The following is a 16,660-nucleotide window of genomic DNA, read 5'->3' as shown; positions in this document are numbered from 1 at the left end:
TTGGGCAGCGTCAGTCGCCCCCTTTTGGCACTGGACATGTTCAATTGGATCAGGAGGAGGTTCATTGATGTCGAAATTAATAGTAAAACCTGCACCGAGAGATGAAGAAGGCAATGTTTTATCCGTAACGCCGCAAAGCGCGGGCTGGCAATATGTCGGATTTGAACTGTATTCGTTGCGCCCGGGCGAGACCTTGCAGCGGGAAACGAAGGATCGGGAGGTTTGTCTCGTATTGTTGAGCGGAAAAGCAAAGCTCGATACCGCCAAGCAATCATTCGGAGTGCTCGGACATAGAATGAGCGTCTTTGAGCGCATACCTCCCTACTCCGTCTATGTGCCAAGCGATGATCGCTACTCGGTTCAGGCCGAGACGGCACTGGAGCTGGCCGTATGCTCGGCGCCGGGCCGGGGAACTTATCCCGCCCGGGTCATCGCGCCCGAGGATGTCGGCGTGGAGACGCGCGGTTCAGGAAGCATCGAGCGGCATATCCATAATATTTTGCCGGAACAGAAGGATGCGGACAGCTTGCTTGTCGTGGAGGTATTCACGCCTGCGGGACATTGGTCCAGCTATCCTCCGCATAAGCATGACCGTGACAATTTGCCGGAAGAGTCTTATTTGGAAGAGACGTATTATCATGAAGTCAATCCCGAACAGGGCTTCATCATGCAGCGCGTCTATAATGATGATCGTTCGCTCGATGAGACTATGGCAGTTCCGCACCGCCACGTTGTATTGGTTCCCGAGGGGTATCATCCCGTATCAGCCCCTCCAGGCTACGATTCCTATTACTTGAACGTGATGGCCGGACCACAGCGGACATGGAAGTTTCACAACGATCCGGATCACGAATGGCTGTTTACAAAATAGTGCGTAAATAATACGTATAAGCTATCGAACTACTATGGAGAATGGGTGTAGTCCATTCTCCTTTTGTTGTCTATAATTAGAGTAAAATAGAAGAGGCAGATTATTTACAATGTCTCTTGTGATTAATAACGCACGATATGTTTTCATGATGAGCCAATTAGAGGAGTTATGTATGAAATCAACTATTTATGATGTCGCCAAAGCTGCCGGCGTCTCTATCGCCACTGTATCCAAGGTTGTCAATCAGACCGGTAACATTAGTGTGAAAACGCGGGAGCGCGTGCTTCATATTATGAAAGAGCTGCAATACCAGCCGAGCGTCGTCGCGTCAGCGCTAACCGGCAAGAAGACGTCCACCTTCGGATTGCTCATTTCCGACTTGGCGAACCCGTTCTTTGCCGAGGTTGCCCGCAATTTGGAGGATCAAGCGCAAGCGGCAGGCTACAGCATAGTCATGTGCAGCACCGACAACAAAGATGACAAAGGCCTTAATTATATATCGCTGCTGCAGCGCAAACAGATCGACGGCCTGATCGTCGCTTGCCAATTTTCTCAATGGTCGCTGCTCCAAGATAGCGTCAACGCCAACTTCCCCGTAGTGCTGTTCTCCAAAGACATTCCTTCCTTATCCATGCATACGGTTACCGTTGATGATTATAGAGGAGGCTATCAAGCGATTCAGCACTTGATTTCCTTGGGGCACAGCCGCATCGGCGTCGTTACGGAGGATAGCCCGAGCGGCGATCACCGTGTGCGCGGAGCGAAGCAGGCGATGAATGATGCCGGAATTGCGGTTAATGATGATTGGATCGTAAAGGTAAAGTCATCCATCGAAGAGGGCTGTGAAGGCGCTGCCCATGTGCTTCAGAGGGACACGCGGCCAACGGCCTTATTCACCTGCAACGACCTGCTCGCCGTCGGGTCCATGCAATCGGCGCAGCAGTCGGGCTTGCGTGTGCCAGAGGATCTGTCCATCATCGGCTTTGATGATACGATTCTGTCCAAAATCGTCGTTCCGCGCCTGACGACCATTTCCCAGCCGATTCAAGAAATGGCCAAGGAGACAGTTCAATTGCTGCTGCGCCAATCCGATACTCCTGACATGCCCAAACAGAAAATCGTGTTCCAGCCCCAACTGGTTGAAGGTCTCTCCACGCAGCCGCTGCAAGCGAAATAATCAGGCGGTTATGCGATTATCGGACTTCAACAGCATTGTGCCTCACGATCAAGACAGTTCCCATTGGAAAACATGCAGTCAAATGTGCGGATCGTGCGGCTAAACGGGATGTGGAATGTATTTGATCCAGCGGATTTGGCCGTTCTCAACGTTTGCCGCCGAATAAGAGTCATAACGCTGTATAGATTCCAATGAAACCTGCCTTAATGAGAGATGTGCTGCTGTTTCATTGTATGAAATCCAATGGAAGATACGGTATGGATGGATGCAGCCCGTCCTTCACCCCTGGTTCATCTCTCGGAAGAAGAGAGTTATTGCAGGATGAGAGGTCATTGGGAGGAGTCTATGCAAGGGGATAATTCGGATTCACTGGTGTATGCCTTGTCCCGCCAGCGGCGGATTCCCTTCTTCCCCGTAGATGTGCCGCGTCCAACCTTCATAGGAATGCAGAAGAAAAGGGCTGGATATTCCAGCCCTCAGCTTGTCGAGAAACCCTGTCTTTTACAAGACGAGGGTTTCTCTTTGTTTTCATCCAGCTACATGAGTAAAGAAAAGAGGGGGAATTACCCTCTTTCCAGGCGATCCAGGTGGATCGCTATCTTCTTCATATTCTGCACGGCCGCCGTCATCAAGGCTTGTTCCCTGACGTTTTGCAGTCCGCGTAAACGGCAATAGCGAAACCCATGGAGCTCTTTAGCATCCGCGAAGCTTCGCTCAATTGTTTCTTTTCGTTTGCGGTACAACCATTTGCCTGACTTGCTAAGCCGGTTGTTCCGTACCCACTCTTTGCTGTCCTCCCATACATGCCGGGCAATCACCTTTCGGTGATTTCGAGAGCGTGTACATTCGTTCAGTAAAGGGCAGCTCTTGCAATGTTCTGGATCAGAGGCATATTGCCGGTAACCCTCTCGGTTGGTTGTCCGGTAAGAAAGCTCCTGCTTAGCTGGACAGACGTAAATATTCCGCTCAGCATCATAAGTGAATTTCCATTTTGGAAATAATCCTTGCGTAGGATGAAATCTTCGGTGAGCAATCACAGCAAAAATCCCTCGTTTTTGCAGACCTTTACAAATAGGCGTAGTCAAATAACCTGAATCTAAGGCGACAGCTTCTACTTCAAAACCGAATCGTTCACTTTGGCGATCTAAGCGTGACAAATACGGCACAGAATCATGGACATTTCCGGGCGTGACATGTACATCCGTAATCAGATTGTATTTCACATCTACGGTGCGGTGATCTAAATAAAAGAATCCTTCCGGTTTACCGTCTCGAATCATATATCCACTGTCGGGATCCGTCTTGCTCACTTTTATCTCTTTTTCTACTCTCACGTCCTCTCTGGTTTTCAGGGCTTTTTTCCGTTTGCCTTCCGGTCTACTTCAACCGCAGCGTTGAGCTCGCCAATGTAATCTTTGGTGTTTTGCAGCACTTGTTGCTTGGTATACTGGTGTTTATTAGCGTTCGCTTTGACATGTGTGGAGTCGGAAATCAGCACACGTCCTCCGACCATCCGGTGTTGAATCGCTTGCAGTACAATTTCATCAAAGACCTCTTGAAAAATATCCGTATTTTTAAAACGGGTACGTCGATTCCAGCTAATCGTTGTATGGTCAGGAACTCTATCGGTAAGCCCTAGCCCTAAGAACCAGCGATAGGCCAGGTTGGTTTGAATTTCACGTTCAAGTTGGCGTTCGGAGCGAATGCCATAGAAATAACCGAGAAAGATCATCTTGAAGAGGACTGCAGGATCAATTGCAGGCCGACCATTGTCCTCGCAGTACAAGGGACGAACCTTCTTATCTATAAACGAGAAGTCAATGTATCTGTCCACCTTACGCAGCAAATGATCTTGGGGAACCAAATCCTCAATTGAAACGAATTCGTAAGATTGTTGTCTTTCCCGATTGGAACGCAACATAACCAAGCACCTTCCGTCATGAGTATTGTTACCTATATTATACAATATTAACGCGGTGTCGTGTTGAATTAAGTCAAATAAAAATAGCTGTCGAGAACTTTCTCGACAGCCTGAGGGCTGGATATTCCAGCCCTTTTAGGTATCTACTCTACGATAAGCGGAACCACCTGGCCCGCGTGCGTATCGATTAACCCGAGATCCGTCAGCTTAAGCGCCGGACTAACCGGCAAGGAATGCGTGCTGATCGACATAATCGGATTGTAATGCTCGTATCCGAGCGATTCCATGGCTGCCCGCAGTTCCTTAATGGTCTCGCCGAACGTGCTGAGCGGCTCTTCGGAGAGAATGCCGCCTACCGGCAGCGGAACGTGCGCCAGCACCCGGCCTTCCTCCACGACGCAGAAGCCGCCTTGGTCGGCAATGACCGTATTCGCCGCGAGCGCCATATCTTCAGCCGAATGGCCGACAACGAGCAGGTTATGATTGTCGTGGGAATACGTCGTCGCAATCGCGCCGCGCTTAATCGTATTGCCGGTAATGAGGCCGTAAGCGCGGTTGCCGTTCTTGCCGTAGCGCTCGAACGTCGCGATCAGCCCGAACGGACTCGCTTCCCACTGCAGCTTGCCGGCCTCTGCCTGCACCGGCTTATGCAGCTCGGTCGTGTTCGTCGTGCCGTTCTTGACCTCCATGACGCGGCACAGATGCTCGCCGTCGGCAGCCTTCACGTCCACTTCGAAGTCGGCCTCGCTCATCGGCTGCAGCTGCACGCTGCGATAGAAGTGCGGCGGGAACTGGCCTTCCTCGCGCTCCTGCTCGTATGGCGCCTGCGCGTCATACGCCAGCCGGCCGTGCTTGTACACCGCTTCAATCCGGAACTGCTCCAGATCGCCGAGCAGAATGAAATCAGCCGCCTTGTTCGGCGCAATCGCCCCGCGATCATGCAGCTGCATACGTCTGGCAGGCGTATAAGTCGCCGCATAAATGGCATGCTCCGGCTTCATGCCCATGGCAATCGCCTTTTTGACAAGATGATTCAAATGCCCGTCCTGCACGAACGTATCTGCCATCACATCATCAGTCACGAAGCAGAAGAGCTCGGCCACGTCCTCTTCAATAAGCACATCCATAATGTCGCGAGTCATCGATTTCTCTTGAATTTCCAGGAACATGCCGTTGTAGAGACGATCCTTCATGCTGGCCACTTCCTGCTCGGTATGGTCGGAATCGACGCCCGCGAACATGAAGCGCGCCAGATCGAGATCAACCAGCTTCTTCGGCGTATGCCCCTCGATCACGAGGTTCGGATAGTTCGCGCGCACATGGTTCAAGATGCGATTCGTCTTGCAATCCGGGTCGCGCAATACATCGACAGAGTTCATAATCTCGCCCAAGCAGATGACCCGCTCATCCTGCAGCAGCTCATCGATATCCGCGATGTCGATTTCTCCGCCTGTCGTCTCAAGCGGCGTCGCGGGAACCGAGCTCGGAATCGCATAGAGAATATCTGCCGTACAGCCCTCGCTCGCGCGAATCATTTCCTTCACGCCTTCCACGCCGCATACGTTCGCCATCTCGTGCGGCTCGGACACGATCGTCGTCACGCCGTTCTTAATCAGTCCGAACGAGAACGTCTTCGGCGTCACCATCGTGCTCTCAATGTGGAGATGGATGTCCACGAGGCCCGGAATCATGTAGCGTCCTGCGCCATCCACGACGCGCTCCGCTTCGAAGGTATCCTCGGCACGCGAACCAATGTATAGGAACCGCCCGTCCTTCACGGCCACATTGCCTTTCACGAACCGTTTCATATATGCGTTAAAGACCTGCACATTCTTCACTAACAACTCGATGTTCATTTCTGCACGCTCCCTCTTGTTTGTTAGTTCACTAACTGTCTCTTGCAACCTTATCGGCGCTTAAAAGCGCCCCATTCCGATTCGATTCGCAATGTATATGCCGCAGAACATCTGCCCGGCGCCCTGCTTGTTCCGGCTGCTCTGCGCTTGGAACCAGCACGACCTGCGTGCTGCGGTTACTTCGAGCTCTGAACCAGCACGACCTTCTCTCTCGGAAGCACCAGCTTCACCGCCGAACCGCGGTCAAATGGCTGCTCCATCTCACGATTCACCGTAAATTCGCCGAGCGGCGTGTCCACGACATATTGATAGCTGCGGCCCAAGAAGGTGCTGATTTTCACACTGCCGTTAATCACGTTCAATCCGGACGCCAGCTCCGCAGCTGTCAATCCGCCGACCCCTTCCGCACATTCGCTGTCGGTCGCAACGAGCAAATCATCCGGGCGGATAGCGCCCTTCATCGAATCCGTCAGCGGGTGGCCGGAACGGTGGCTGACTTCCAGACGCGTGCCTTCGCCTCCATGCAGCGTGACAGTGCTGCCGTCATTGCCCATTTCCCCGTACTCGATAAAATTGTTGAAGCCGATAAAGCGGGCGACGAACTCGGTCGTCGGGTATTTATAAATGGTCGATGGCGCATCCAACTGCTCGATGATGCCCTTATTCATTATTGCCACCTTGTCCGAGATGGAGAAGCACTCTTCTTGGTCGTGCGAGACGTATACCGTCGTAATGCCGAGCTGCTTCTGAATGCGGCGGATCTCGACGCGCATGTTGACGCGCAGGTTCGCATCCAGATTGCTGAGCGGCTCGTCGAACAGCAGCAAGTCGGGCTGGATGACAAGCGCGCGGGCAGTGGCGACACGCTGGCGCTGACCGCCGGACAGCTCGCCCGGGAAGCGCTTCTCGAAGCCCTTCAGGTCCACGACCTCCAGCATTTCCTGCACGCGCTTCGCAATCTGCGATTGATCCACCTTGCGCAAGCGAAGGCCGTAAGCGACATTGTCATATACCGTCATGTGCGGGAAGAGCGCATAGCTCTGGAATACGAAGCCGAAGTTGCGCTTGTTGACGGGCACGCGCGTATAATCCTTCCCTTTGAACATGAATTTGCCGTCTTTGGCTTCAAGGAAGCCGGCAATAAGGCGGAGCGTCGTCGTCTTGCCGCAGCCCGACGGGCCGAGCAGAGAAATCAGCTCGCCCTCCTGAATATGCAAATTGAAGTCCTTCAAGATTAAATTTTTCTCGTAAGCTACGGATATATTTTGCAGGGATAATAATTCCATGGTCGTATGGCCTCCGGTGTATGCTAGTTATTTTTTGTAAAGTAGGAGAGTCCCATCAAGCGTTCAATCGAGAACATGAGCAGCGCCGTTACTGCCATGAGCAGCACGGAAATGGCCGCTATGGTCGGGTCGAAGTAGTTCTCCACATAAGTCAGCATCTGAATCGGCAGCGTGCTTACTCCCGGTCCGGTCATGAAGACCGAAATATCGACGTTGTTGAACGATTCCAGAAACGCAAGCAGCACGCCCGCGATCAACCCGGAACGGATATTCGGAAGCACGACCGTGAAGAACGTCTTCAGGCGGCTGGCGCCCAAGCTCATTGCCGCTTCCTCCACCGCATAATCGAAGTTCGACAAGCTGGATGCGATGACGCGAATGATAAAGGGAAGCATCAGCACGACATGACCGATAAGCAAGCTCGTATAGATCGGCAGATTGAAGGTGACGACCAAATATTTCAGCATGGTAAAGCCGAGAACAACGCCCGGAATCAAAATGGGCGAAATAAATATCGTATTTAACAATCCCTTGCCCTTAAAGGTAAAGCGGCTTAACGCGTATGCGGCGGGAACGCCAATCAAGAGCGCGATCAGGTTGCCGGCCAGCGCCACCACTATCGTCACTTTAAAGGTGGTCATGAACATTTCCACGTCAAATATATTTTTGTACCATCTGAATGAGAAGCCTTCCGGCGGAAACTTCAATACCGAGCTGTCTCCGAACGATGTAGCCATAATGATGAACAGCGGCCCAAGCAAAAAGATAAATACCAATGTCGTAAATAGGGCGAGTCCGCGATGTTTTTCCTTCATGTTCGTTACCCCCGTTACCCCTTCGGATTCAATCTGCGGGCAAGCTGGTTCATAAGCCCGATAATAATAAAGGTGACGACGATCATCACCGTGGCAACGATCGAAGCCATGTACCAATCGTTCAGCGTCATCGCATTCTGATACAGGAATGTCGCCACGACCCGCTGCTTGCCGCCCAGCAGCTGCGGCGTCGTATAGGCCGTCAGGCTGCCGACGAATACCAGTATGCTGCCGACGATAAGACCTGGCACACATAACGGCACGATAATGCTCATGAAGCCTTTCATGCGCGAAGCGCCCAAGCTTTCGGAAGCTTTCAGCAAGTCTTCATCGATATTCTCCATAACGCCGACGAGCGAAATAATCATCAGCGGCAGGAACAGGTGAATGAGGCCGATGATCATGGCGGTCGGCGTATACAAAATCTTCAGCGGCTCGGCGGCGAGACCGATTCCCACCAGAAAGTTGTTGACCAAGCCGTTCTTGCCGAGAATGACCATCCAGCTGAACGAGCGCACGATGGCGCTTGTCAGGAGCGGAAAGAGCGCCAATGCGAGCAGGATGCCCTTCGTGCGCGCCTTCTGCTTCGAAATATAGTAGGCGGTCGGAAAGCCGAGCAGGATGCACACGATGGTTGTGACTAGGCTGACTTGCAGCGTCGTGCCTAATATTTTCAAAATGTACGGATCGCCAAGCAGCTTGACATAGCCCTCTATCGTGAACGCGCCTTCGCGGAAGAAGGTCGAGCCAATCGTCATGAAGATGGGAATAATCATAAACAATGTCAGGAACAAGAGCCCCGGAAGCAGTAAAAGCCATAAATATTGTTTTTTCATGGATATTGTTCTCCTGTTGTCTAGGCTGTGATTAGGAACGATGCTGGTTGTTGTTCCGAGAGAAAATAAAAGGAGGGTGCTGCGAAACGGCAGCCCTCCAACGTTCCAACTATACCTTGCTCATGAACCCGTTACTCGATTTCACGATTCCAACGGTCGATCCAGCCGCTCATTTCTTGATTTACCTTGCGCAAGTCGAGCGTCTTCAAGTTCTCAACGACATCTGCGCCATATGTCATGCCTGCCGCTTGCTCCTCCGTTAATTCGACCAGCTTGTTCGTCGGGGAATCAACGCGGTCGACGGCATTCGCTTGCTGCACTTCTTGACTGAGGTGCCAGTTGATGAACTTCTCTGCCAATTCTTTATGTTTAGAGCCTTTGACGACATTTACGGTGTTCAACAGCGCATAGGCTCCTTCTTTCGGAGTTATGAATTTCGCGGATGGGACGGCTTGGGATACGCTGCCATAGAACGTATCTTGCATGGGCGCCGCGACCACCTCGCCTTGAGCAAACATATTGACTAGATCCGCTGATTTGGAATAATACTTCACGACACCCGGATTGATTTCGGTCAGCGCCTTGAATGCGGCATCGCTGTTCATATCTGGGCTGCCTTCACGCTTGGCGGCCATGTCCATCAGCATCGGACCTGTCGTAATCGTAATGTTCGGAAGCGCCAGCTTGTCCTTGAATTCCGGCTTCCACAGATCGTTCCACGACTCCACCGGAGTCTTCACTTCATCCCCGTTCACGACGAGCCCAAGCTGAGCTACCGTGTGGGCCGGACCGTAGTCCTCGCCAAGCGGGGCTTTTGCGATATCATACAAATGGTCCAGATTCGGAATGTTCTTGCGGTCAATCTTCTCGAATAATCCTTCTTCAATGCCTTGCAGCGCATAGTAGTCGGACAAGTACACCAAGTCTACCTTCGAGCTGCCTTGACGGATTTTGTTCAAGCGGTCGGTATTGTTCCCGATTTCCGTCACAATCTTAACGTTGTACTTCTTCTCAAACGGCTCGTATACATTTTTCTTCATCGCATCTTCCGCAAATCCCCATGTGGAGATAACAAGCTCGGTCGGTTTGTCTTGGCCGCCTTCCGCATTGTTGCTGCCGGAACATGCGGCAAGCAGTGTGCCGAGGGATAATACGATAGCGAGAGTCAAAGCGATTTTTCTCATGAAGTCATGTCCTCCTAGATGCTAAATCTGAGTGAGCCGATTGGGTTAACCATTTCGTTGCTCGTGCATAAGTTTGCATGCGCAGTGCATCAAAATATTGAAAAGCTGTCAGCCAGCCGCCGCTGCCGTCCGCACGGACTCTTGCTTTTCGCATCATCGCGCGGACATTCGCAATCATCCATGCAGCGCTGGCAGCGGCTGTCTGTATCCCGGACGATTCATGCTGCCTCGGTCCGGATGCGGGTCATTAGTGTCCGCCCATCGCCACATAGCGAATAATAACGAGCACGAACAAGATCCACATGAGCCAATGAATCTTATATTTTTGCTCTCCTTTGCCAAATACGTTCGCTACGAATGCAAGCAGCACATAAGCGAGAATACCGAAGGAGATCCCGTTCGCAATGCTGTACGTGAACGGCATGAACGCAATGGTCATGAATGCCGGAATGCCGATGACAAGATCTTGGAAATTGATTTCGCGCACGGCCTGCATCATGAGCACGCCGACCACAATCAACGCGGCAGCCGTTGCGGAGCCAGGAATAAGCGCCACAGCCGGAGCCAGGAACAAGGACAGCAAGAAGCAAATGCCGGTCGTCACCGAAGTCAGACCGGTGCGGCCTCCTGCCGCTACTCCGGCGGAGCTCTCGACGAAAGCCGTTACCGTGCTTGTGCCGAGTACCGCGCCCCCGCCGACAGCGATCGAGTCTACGAACATCGCTTTGCCGACGCGCTTGTTGCCTTCTTCACGGTTCTTCATGAATCCAGCGCGATTGGCCGTCCCGACGAGTGTGCCGAACGTGTCGAACAGCTCCACGAAGGTGAAGGTCAAAATGATGGATACGATACCGACGCCCATAACGCCGGCAAAGTCGAATTCAAAGAAGCTAAGCTGTCCCAAATCCGGGATCCATGGCGTCTTGTCCGTCGACAAGTTGCTGAAGTCGACGACGCCCATGAAAATACCGATGATGGTCGTGCCAAGAATACCGAATAAAATCGCTCCCGGCACATTCAGAATCATCAGCACCGAGATAAGCGCCAAGCCGATAATGGTCAGCAGCACGCTTGGGTCGGTGAAGCTGCCCAGGCCGAATACCGATTCAAAGCCCATAAGCGGCGTAAACGTCCCCTTCGGAACATCGTTCACCGTCTCGACCGACACGGACAACAGCCCGCTGTTCTTCAAGCCGACAATCGTAATGAACAACCCGATACCGACCGTAATCGCATGCTTCAATGCGTCCGGCACGGCTTCCAGCAGCATTTGGCGAATGTGTGTAATCGTTAATAAGAAAAAGATGATCCCTGAAATAAAGACCGCCGTCAGTGCCATCTGCCACGTAATCGGATGGTCCGATCCAGCCGTGGAGACGACTACCGTAGCGAAATATGCATTAAGTCCCATCCCTGGCGCCAATGCGACCGGGAAGTTAACGAAAATCCCCATGGCAATGGTGAATACTCCGGCTGCAATAGCCGTCGCAAGGAATACAGCGTACCAATCCATGCCCGTTTTGCCGAATGCAGTCAAAATGTCCGGGTTAACGGCCAAGATGTACGCCATCGTCATGAAGGTCGTAATCCCCGCCATGATCTCTGTTCTAATCGTTGAACCTTGCTCCTTGATTTTGAAGAAGCGCTCCATGCTTGTAACATCCTCCCCATGAACTCTCATGAATGTTTACTTGTTTACTCCCCAGCAACCCTATACGGACAAAAAAAGAACCCAGGATGATGATCTCCCGAGTTCTGGCGTTGAAAAGTACGGCGTGCTTCTTCCACTGTCCCTGTACATGCATCTATGCATCACAAGTTCCCATCTTGAAAATGACATTCAAAACGCTCAGGGATCGGAATGGAAGAGACGAATATGTGGATTCGTCAGACAGACAGCGCCGATGCTCTTCGTAGCCAGATCATTTACGGTGATCCGTAGAAACTCCCGGGCCAATCCCCGAGATTATACGAAAAACTTGATGTATTAGGTTATCTACAACCATTGTAAAGCGAACCTAGAAGGATGTCAACGTAAAATCCGAACATTTAAACAGTAAATATAATCCTTGTTCGTGTTTAACGTTTTTCATAGAGCTTTCATAGATTAGTATGAAGTCCTTTGGAAGGAGGGAACAGATATGGTGAACTTGGATGCACACATCAAACATTTAGAAAACCTTCAAGACCAAGGAAAAGACATTCAAGGTTTTGCGCAAAATCTAGACGAACTTAAGCAAAGCCTGATTGAACTAAATCATACGCTAAAAGGGATTGAAACGCTCCGCCAAAAAATTGAAAATCTTGCCCGGGAAACATCGTAATCTATCAACATGCCTTGTCCATGATAGTTTGAATTCTAGTAAATGTTATAGCAATTGGGGAAACATCGTTACCATATAAGTTGATCTTCATATACTATCGTAAGCTCAGTAACAAAGTGATAACGCAGAAAGGTTTTGTCGCTGAGCTTTGATTGCAGACGATTTGGGGTGGTGATAAAGGTGACTGAACAAAATAAGAAAGAAATTAAGAAAAACGAAAGCTCCGAGATTGAACATGTCGCAGGAACAAATGGCGCAGATGGTTCACACGGAATTGATGGAAGCAATGGGTTAAATGGAGTAAGTGGAGTAAATGGAATCGATGGCGAAGGTTCGAGCTTGGGCTTAGATGGTGATACCGGGCTCAGTATGGACATTGAGGGCATCAAGCTGAACGTCGACGTTGCGAAATTGATTCAACAGCTTATTTCATTGTCCAATCTCCAGAAGTAGTTTCATGAAGCAAATTCAAGCCTTATCAAACCATTATAAAATAATAGGAGTGATCGAATATGTGGGGAGAAGAAGAAAAATATTATCCAAATCATCACAAAAAACGGGAGGTTGAAATAGCAGACAGCGGGAACGGCGGCGACGGCGGCAATGGTGGCGATGGCGGCAATGGCGGCGACGGCGGTGACGGCGGCTTTGGGATTGGCGTCGGGGTAGCCGTAGCGGTTGGAGGATCCGTCGCAACTGCCAACGGCAATATAGGTAATGGCGGCAATGGCGGCAATGGCGGTGCTGGCGGCAATGGCGGTGCTGGCGGCGACGGAGGCAACGGAAATGCTGAAATCACAAAAGGCGTATAGCTGACAAGATGATTCAGGCTTTATCAAAAGAATATACAAACATGTTAGGGTGATGACGTTGAGTGAAGCTCGTCAGGACGAACAATTCGATAGTCAAAACGTTGACGAAGCAAGCCAAAACCTGGATTCAAGCGTCGGCGCGAATGCAACTTCCAGTGCCATTGGCCACGGCGGCGTTGGAGGGGCCGGTGGAGCCGGAGGTACTGGTGGACAGGCTCTTAATATTACGTACGTGGACAACTACTCCATCATCACGATGCTATATACCTTAATCTTAATGCTAGCGGACGGGACAAGCAGCCAGAAAGCAAACATTGATGCTTTGCTTCCGATGCTGCATTCGATTATGGAGGAGCAGAAGGAGTATCGCCAAACCTTATTGGAAACCCTCCAATCGGTAAAGAAATAATTCCATTTCATTTGGCCTGAATTTAATTACCGGGCAAAGCCTAATTCTCCGATTCACTGGTGGAGGACTAGGCTTTCTTTTGATTATCGGGACACGCTCACAATGATTTTACATGCGTCCTATTGACCAAAACAAAAGGAATGGTTTATGTTATACATCTAATCGATATATCGTTTCGATATAATTGAACTGGAGCAACTGCACCATATTTCAAATGAAATGAGAAGGTGAATTCTATGCTTGAACATATCATTCTCGGTCTGCTGCTTGAACATGAGATGAATGGGTATGAGTTGAAAAAGACAATTGACCATACCGTCGGGATATTCTACAGCGCGAGTTACGGCAGCCTTTACCCCGCATTGAAGCGGCTGGCGGACAAACAATTGGTCAACGTAACCGTGATCGGAGACAGCAAGAACAAAAAGGTATACTCCATTTTGCCTGCAGGCAAAGAAGCCTTTCTGGTATGGCTTGCGCAGCCGTTGCAGCTCACGAAGAACGAGCATCTGCTCAAAATCTTCTTCTACGACTATCTCGATGAAGGGACCCGCCGAACCCGCCTCGCTGAATATCGAATCAAGGTCGCAAGCGAACGTGAACGGCTGAATAACGTGGAACGGATAGTCACGAAAGAGCTCGCCCAAATCAGCGATCCGCAGCAGTATTACTATCGGCTGTCCGTTCTGCAGTACGGGCTCCATTATTTCGAGATGGAAGGCAACTGGGTGGACGACATCATGGAAGGGAAGAATGGACACAATGACGAACAGCATAACTAATCAACTCGATCCATCCCGTGCAACCTTTACGCAAAGACGTCCCGTCCTAAGTGTCGTCATCATTGAGCTGTTGCTGCTAGTCGCGGTATTTGCCGCAGGGGCCTATGCGACGATCGAAGAGCTTGATTATACGGCGCCTATTCTAATTTCGTTCATTCCGATCGCGCTCGTCTGCATCGTTTCTTTCACGGCGCGAAAGAAGTGGAAGGCATACGGATTCAACTCTTTATCCGCTCTAACGCCAAGTAGTCTCTACTGCTATGCGCCACTCGTGTTGGTACTTATCATTCTTAGCCTCAAAGGGTTTAAAACGGTGACGTTTTCGGAATTGTTGTTCTTTGTTTTCTTTACCGTCTTGGTCGGATTTGTCGAGGAAACGGTCTATCGCGGCATGATTTTGCATATTTTATTGCCGAAGGGAATTGCGCCGGCCGTGATTGCTTCGAGCATTTTATTTTCTCTTACCCATGTGCTGAACATGCTGTCGGGCCAAGATATGGCGCGGACCATTCTCCAGCTTGTATACGCCCTTCTTGTCGGGGCTGTACTGGCCTTGCTCATGGTGAAGACGAAGCAAATACTCCCGTTGATTCTGTTTCACACGTTGCACAATCTCATTCAGTTCTTGGGCAATGAAACCACAAGCACGATTGGATATGACACCATCGTTATCGTCATCTTGTCCGCTGCTTGCCTCCTTCTCATACCCGGCATCCGCAACGAGACCCGCCGCACAGATAGGGCGGAACACACCTCTTATTAATACATAGAAAAAAGGGCCGTCCCGCAGTCTGTATAGACTGTAGAGCGGCCCTTTATCTACCTTATCTTATTCCCATTCAATCGTTGCCGGCGGCTTCGACGTAACGTCATAGACAATACGGTTCACGTTATCCACCTCGTTGACGATGCGAACGGAGATCTTCTCCAGCACATCCCACGGAATGCGCGCCCAGTCAGCGGTCATGCCGTCGATGGACGTTACGGCGCGGATGCCTACGGTGTAGGAGTATGTGCGCGCATCGCCCATGACGCCAACGCTCTTCATGTCAGGCAAAGCCGTAAAGTATTGCCATATTTCTCCGTCCAAGCCTGCCTTGGCGATCTCTTCGCGCAGGATCGCATCGGATTCACGCACGATGGCCAGCTTGTCCTCCGTTACTTCGCCAAGCACGCGGATGGCGAGTCCCGGTCCCGGGAATGGCTGGCGCCATACGATTTCGCGCGGCAGGCCGAGCTCTTCGCCCACCTTGCGCACTTCGTCCTTGAACAAGGTGTTCAACGGCTCGATGAGCTGGAACTTCATATCTTCCGGCAGGCCGCCCACATTGTGGTGAGACTTGATCGTCTGCGCCGTTGCCGTGCCGCTTTCCACGATATCCGTGTACAGCGTGCCTTGCGCCAGGAAGTCGAAATCGCCAAGCTTCGCCGACTCCTCGTCAAAGCAATAGATGAACTCGTTGCCGATAATTTTACGTTTTTTCTCAGGATCCGATACACCGACCAGCTTGCTCATGAAGCGCTCGCGCGCGTCAATCTTCACCACGCGCATATCGAACTTGCCGACGAACGTCTCCATAACGCCTTCGGCTTCGCCCTTGCGCAGCAGGTTGTGATCGATGAACATGCAAGTCAGTTGATCGCCGATTGCTTTATGAATGAGCGCCGCCACGACGGAAGAGTCGACCCCGCCGCTCAAAGCGCACAATACTTTGCGCTCGCCGACCATTTCGCGGATTTCACGCACCTTATCCTCGATGAATGTTTCCATCGTCCAGTCGCCGCGGCAGCCGCACACGTTAAACAAGAAATTCCGGATCATTTCATTGCCATAGATGGAGTGCCGCACTTCCGGATGGAACTGCACCGCATAGAAACGTTTCTCCGGATGGCTCATCGCCGCGATTGGCGCATGCTCTGTGCCTGCGTCCACACGGAAGCCTTCCGGCAGCTCGACAACCAGATCGGTATGGCTCATCCATACGGTCTGATTCGGCTCCAAATCTTTAATCAGATCGCTATCCGGTTGGAAGACGACATCGGCTTTGCCGTATTCACGCTTGCCTGCGCGTTCCACCTTGCCGCTCAGTTGGTGGGACATCATTTGCATACCGTAGCAAATGCCGAAGATCGGCAGCCCCAAGTCGTAAATACGCGGGTCAACAAGCGGTGAATTCTCTTCATACACGCTTGCCGGACCGCCGGAAAAGACAATGCCCTTCGGATTCAGCTCCTGAATGCGCTCTACAGGTGTATTGTAAGGAATGAGTTCGCTATATACGCCCAAATCGCGAATGCGACGTGCGATGAGCTGGTTGTATTGCCCCCCAAAATCGAGAACAACGATCATTTCATGATGTGGCTTTGTCATTGCCGTGCCTCCCTAA

General features: G+C 51.2%; 16 protein-coding genes and 1 riboswitch. Of the genes, 8 read left to right on the top strand and 8 right to left on the bottom strand.

The window, feature by feature from the left end:
• Positions 1-67: 67 nt before the first annotated feature.
• Together iolB and JSQ80_RS14385 are read left to right on the top strand one after the other, a co-directional pair.
• Positions 68-871 (top strand): 5-deoxy-glucuronate isomerase, encoded by an 804-nt coding sequence (iolB, locus tag JSQ80_RS14390; RefSeq protein WP_206095757.1) that lies wholly within the window; start codon positions 68-70, stop codon positions 869-871.
• A 172-nt stretch (positions 872-1,043) separates the two neighbouring features.
• Complete coding sequence (locus JSQ80_RS14385; RefSeq protein ID WP_206095756.1) at positions 1,044-2,048, top strand: LacI family DNA-binding transcriptional regulator; 1,005 nt, start codon at positions 1,044-1,046, stop codon at positions 2,046-2,048.
• Between the two features lie 563 nt (positions 2,049-2,611).
• Here JSQ80_RS14385 and JSQ80_RS14380 read toward each other — a convergent pair.
• From JSQ80_RS14380 to JSQ80_RS14350, 7 genes are all read right to left on the bottom strand, one after another.
• Positions 2,612-3,969, bottom strand: a protein-coding gene (locus tag JSQ80_RS14380; protein WP_240463666.1) for an IS1182 family transposase whose coding sequence is annotated in 2 segments (ribosomal slippage) — positions 2,612-3,399 and positions 3,399-3,969 — 1,359 coding nt in all. Because the reading frame shifts where the segments join, the coding sequence is not laid out codon by codon here.
• Between the two features lie 143 nt (positions 3,970-4,112).
• Positions 4,113-5,825 (bottom strand): adenine deaminase, encoded by a 1,713-nt coding sequence (locus tag JSQ80_RS14375; protein WP_206095755.1) that lies wholly within the window; start codon positions 5,823-5,825, stop codon positions 4,113-4,115.
• 176 nt (positions 5,826-6,001) lie between these two features.
• The gene (locus tag JSQ80_RS14370) at positions 6,002-7,111 is read right to left on the bottom strand and encodes an ABC transporter ATP-binding protein (RefSeq protein WP_206095754.1); all 1,110 of its coding nucleotides are present in this window, start codon (positions 7,109-7,111) and stop codon (positions 6,002-6,004) included.
• Between the two features lie 23 nt (positions 7,112-7,134).
• Positions 7,135-7,926 (bottom strand): ABC transporter permease, encoded by a 792-nt coding sequence (locus tag JSQ80_RS14365; protein ID WP_087434269.1) that lies wholly within the window; start codon positions 7,924-7,926, stop codon positions 7,135-7,137.
• A gap of 14 nt (positions 7,927-7,940) precedes the next feature.
• On the bottom strand, positions 7,941-8,762 hold the full coding sequence (locus JSQ80_RS14360) for an ABC transporter permease (protein ID WP_087434270.1): 822 nt from the start codon (positions 8,760-8,762) through the stop codon (positions 7,941-7,943).
• A 131-nt stretch (positions 8,763-8,893) separates the two neighbouring features.
• The gene (locus JSQ80_RS14355) at positions 8,894-9,946 is read right to left on the bottom strand and encodes an ABC transporter substrate-binding protein (RefSeq protein WP_206095753.1); all 1,053 of its coding nucleotides are present in this window, start codon (positions 9,944-9,946) and stop codon (positions 8,894-8,896) included.
• 247 nt (positions 9,947-10,193) lie between these two features.
• Entirely contained in the window at positions 10,194-11,597 is a 1,404-nt protein-coding gene (locus tag JSQ80_RS14350) for an NCS2 family permease (RefSeq protein WP_206095752.1), read from the bottom strand.
• Between the two features lie 243 nt (positions 11,598-11,840).
• Positions 11,841-11,940, bottom strand: a riboswitch (purine riboswitch).
• 147 nt (positions 11,941-12,087) lie between these two features.
• On the opposite strand from JSQ80_RS14350, the gene JSQ80_RS14345 reads away from it, so the two are divergent.
• The 6 genes from JSQ80_RS14345 (at position 12,088) to JSQ80_RS14320 (ending at position 15,036) form a co-directional block, all read left to right on the top strand.
• Entirely contained in the window at positions 12,088-12,270 is a 183-nt protein-coding gene (locus JSQ80_RS14345; protein ID WP_206095751.1) for a hypothetical protein, read from the top strand.
• 180 nt (positions 12,271-12,450) lie between these two features.
• A complete protein-coding gene (locus JSQ80_RS14340; protein WP_206095750.1) occupies positions 12,451-12,723 on the top strand; it encodes a hypothetical protein in 273 nt (90 codons plus the stop codon).
• Positions 12,724-12,782: 59 nt separating this feature from the next.
• On the top strand, positions 12,783-13,082 hold the full coding sequence (locus JSQ80_RS14335) for a hypothetical protein (protein WP_206095749.1): 300 nt from the start codon (positions 12,783-12,785) through the stop codon (positions 13,080-13,082).
• Between the two features lie 58 nt (positions 13,083-13,140).
• Complete coding sequence (locus JSQ80_RS14330; RefSeq protein WP_206095748.1) at positions 13,141-13,491, top strand: hypothetical protein; 351 nt, start codon at positions 13,141-13,143, stop codon at positions 13,489-13,491.
• A 236-nt stretch (positions 13,492-13,727) separates the two neighbouring features.
• Positions 13,728-14,273 (top strand): PadR family transcriptional regulator, encoded by a 546-nt coding sequence (locus JSQ80_RS14325; RefSeq protein ID WP_206095747.1) that lies wholly within the window; start codon positions 13,728-13,730, stop codon positions 14,271-14,273.
• Entirely contained in the window at positions 14,254-15,036 is a 783-nt protein-coding gene (locus JSQ80_RS14320) for a CPBP family intramembrane glutamic endopeptidase (protein ID WP_206095746.1), read from the top strand. The genes JSQ80_RS14325 and JSQ80_RS14320 overlap by 20 nt, the downstream gene beginning before the upstream one ends.
• A gap of 66 nt (positions 15,037-15,102) precedes the next feature.
• Here JSQ80_RS14320 and guaA read toward each other — a convergent pair whose 3' ends face one another.
• Complete coding sequence (gene guaA, locus JSQ80_RS14315; RefSeq protein WP_206095745.1) at positions 15,103-16,644, bottom strand: glutamine-hydrolyzing GMP synthase; 1,542 nt, start codon at positions 16,642-16,644, stop codon at positions 15,103-15,105.
• Positions 16,645-16,660 lie beyond the last annotated feature (16 nt).

This window comes from Paenibacillus apiarius (assembly GCF_017052585.1).
GTDB classification, from domain to species: domain Bacteria; phylum Bacillota; class Bacilli; order Paenibacillales; family Paenibacillaceae; genus Paenibacillus_B; species Paenibacillus_B apiarius.
Note: the sequence above shows the minus strand (reverse complement) of the source record. Positions and strands in the feature narration are given on the sequence as shown.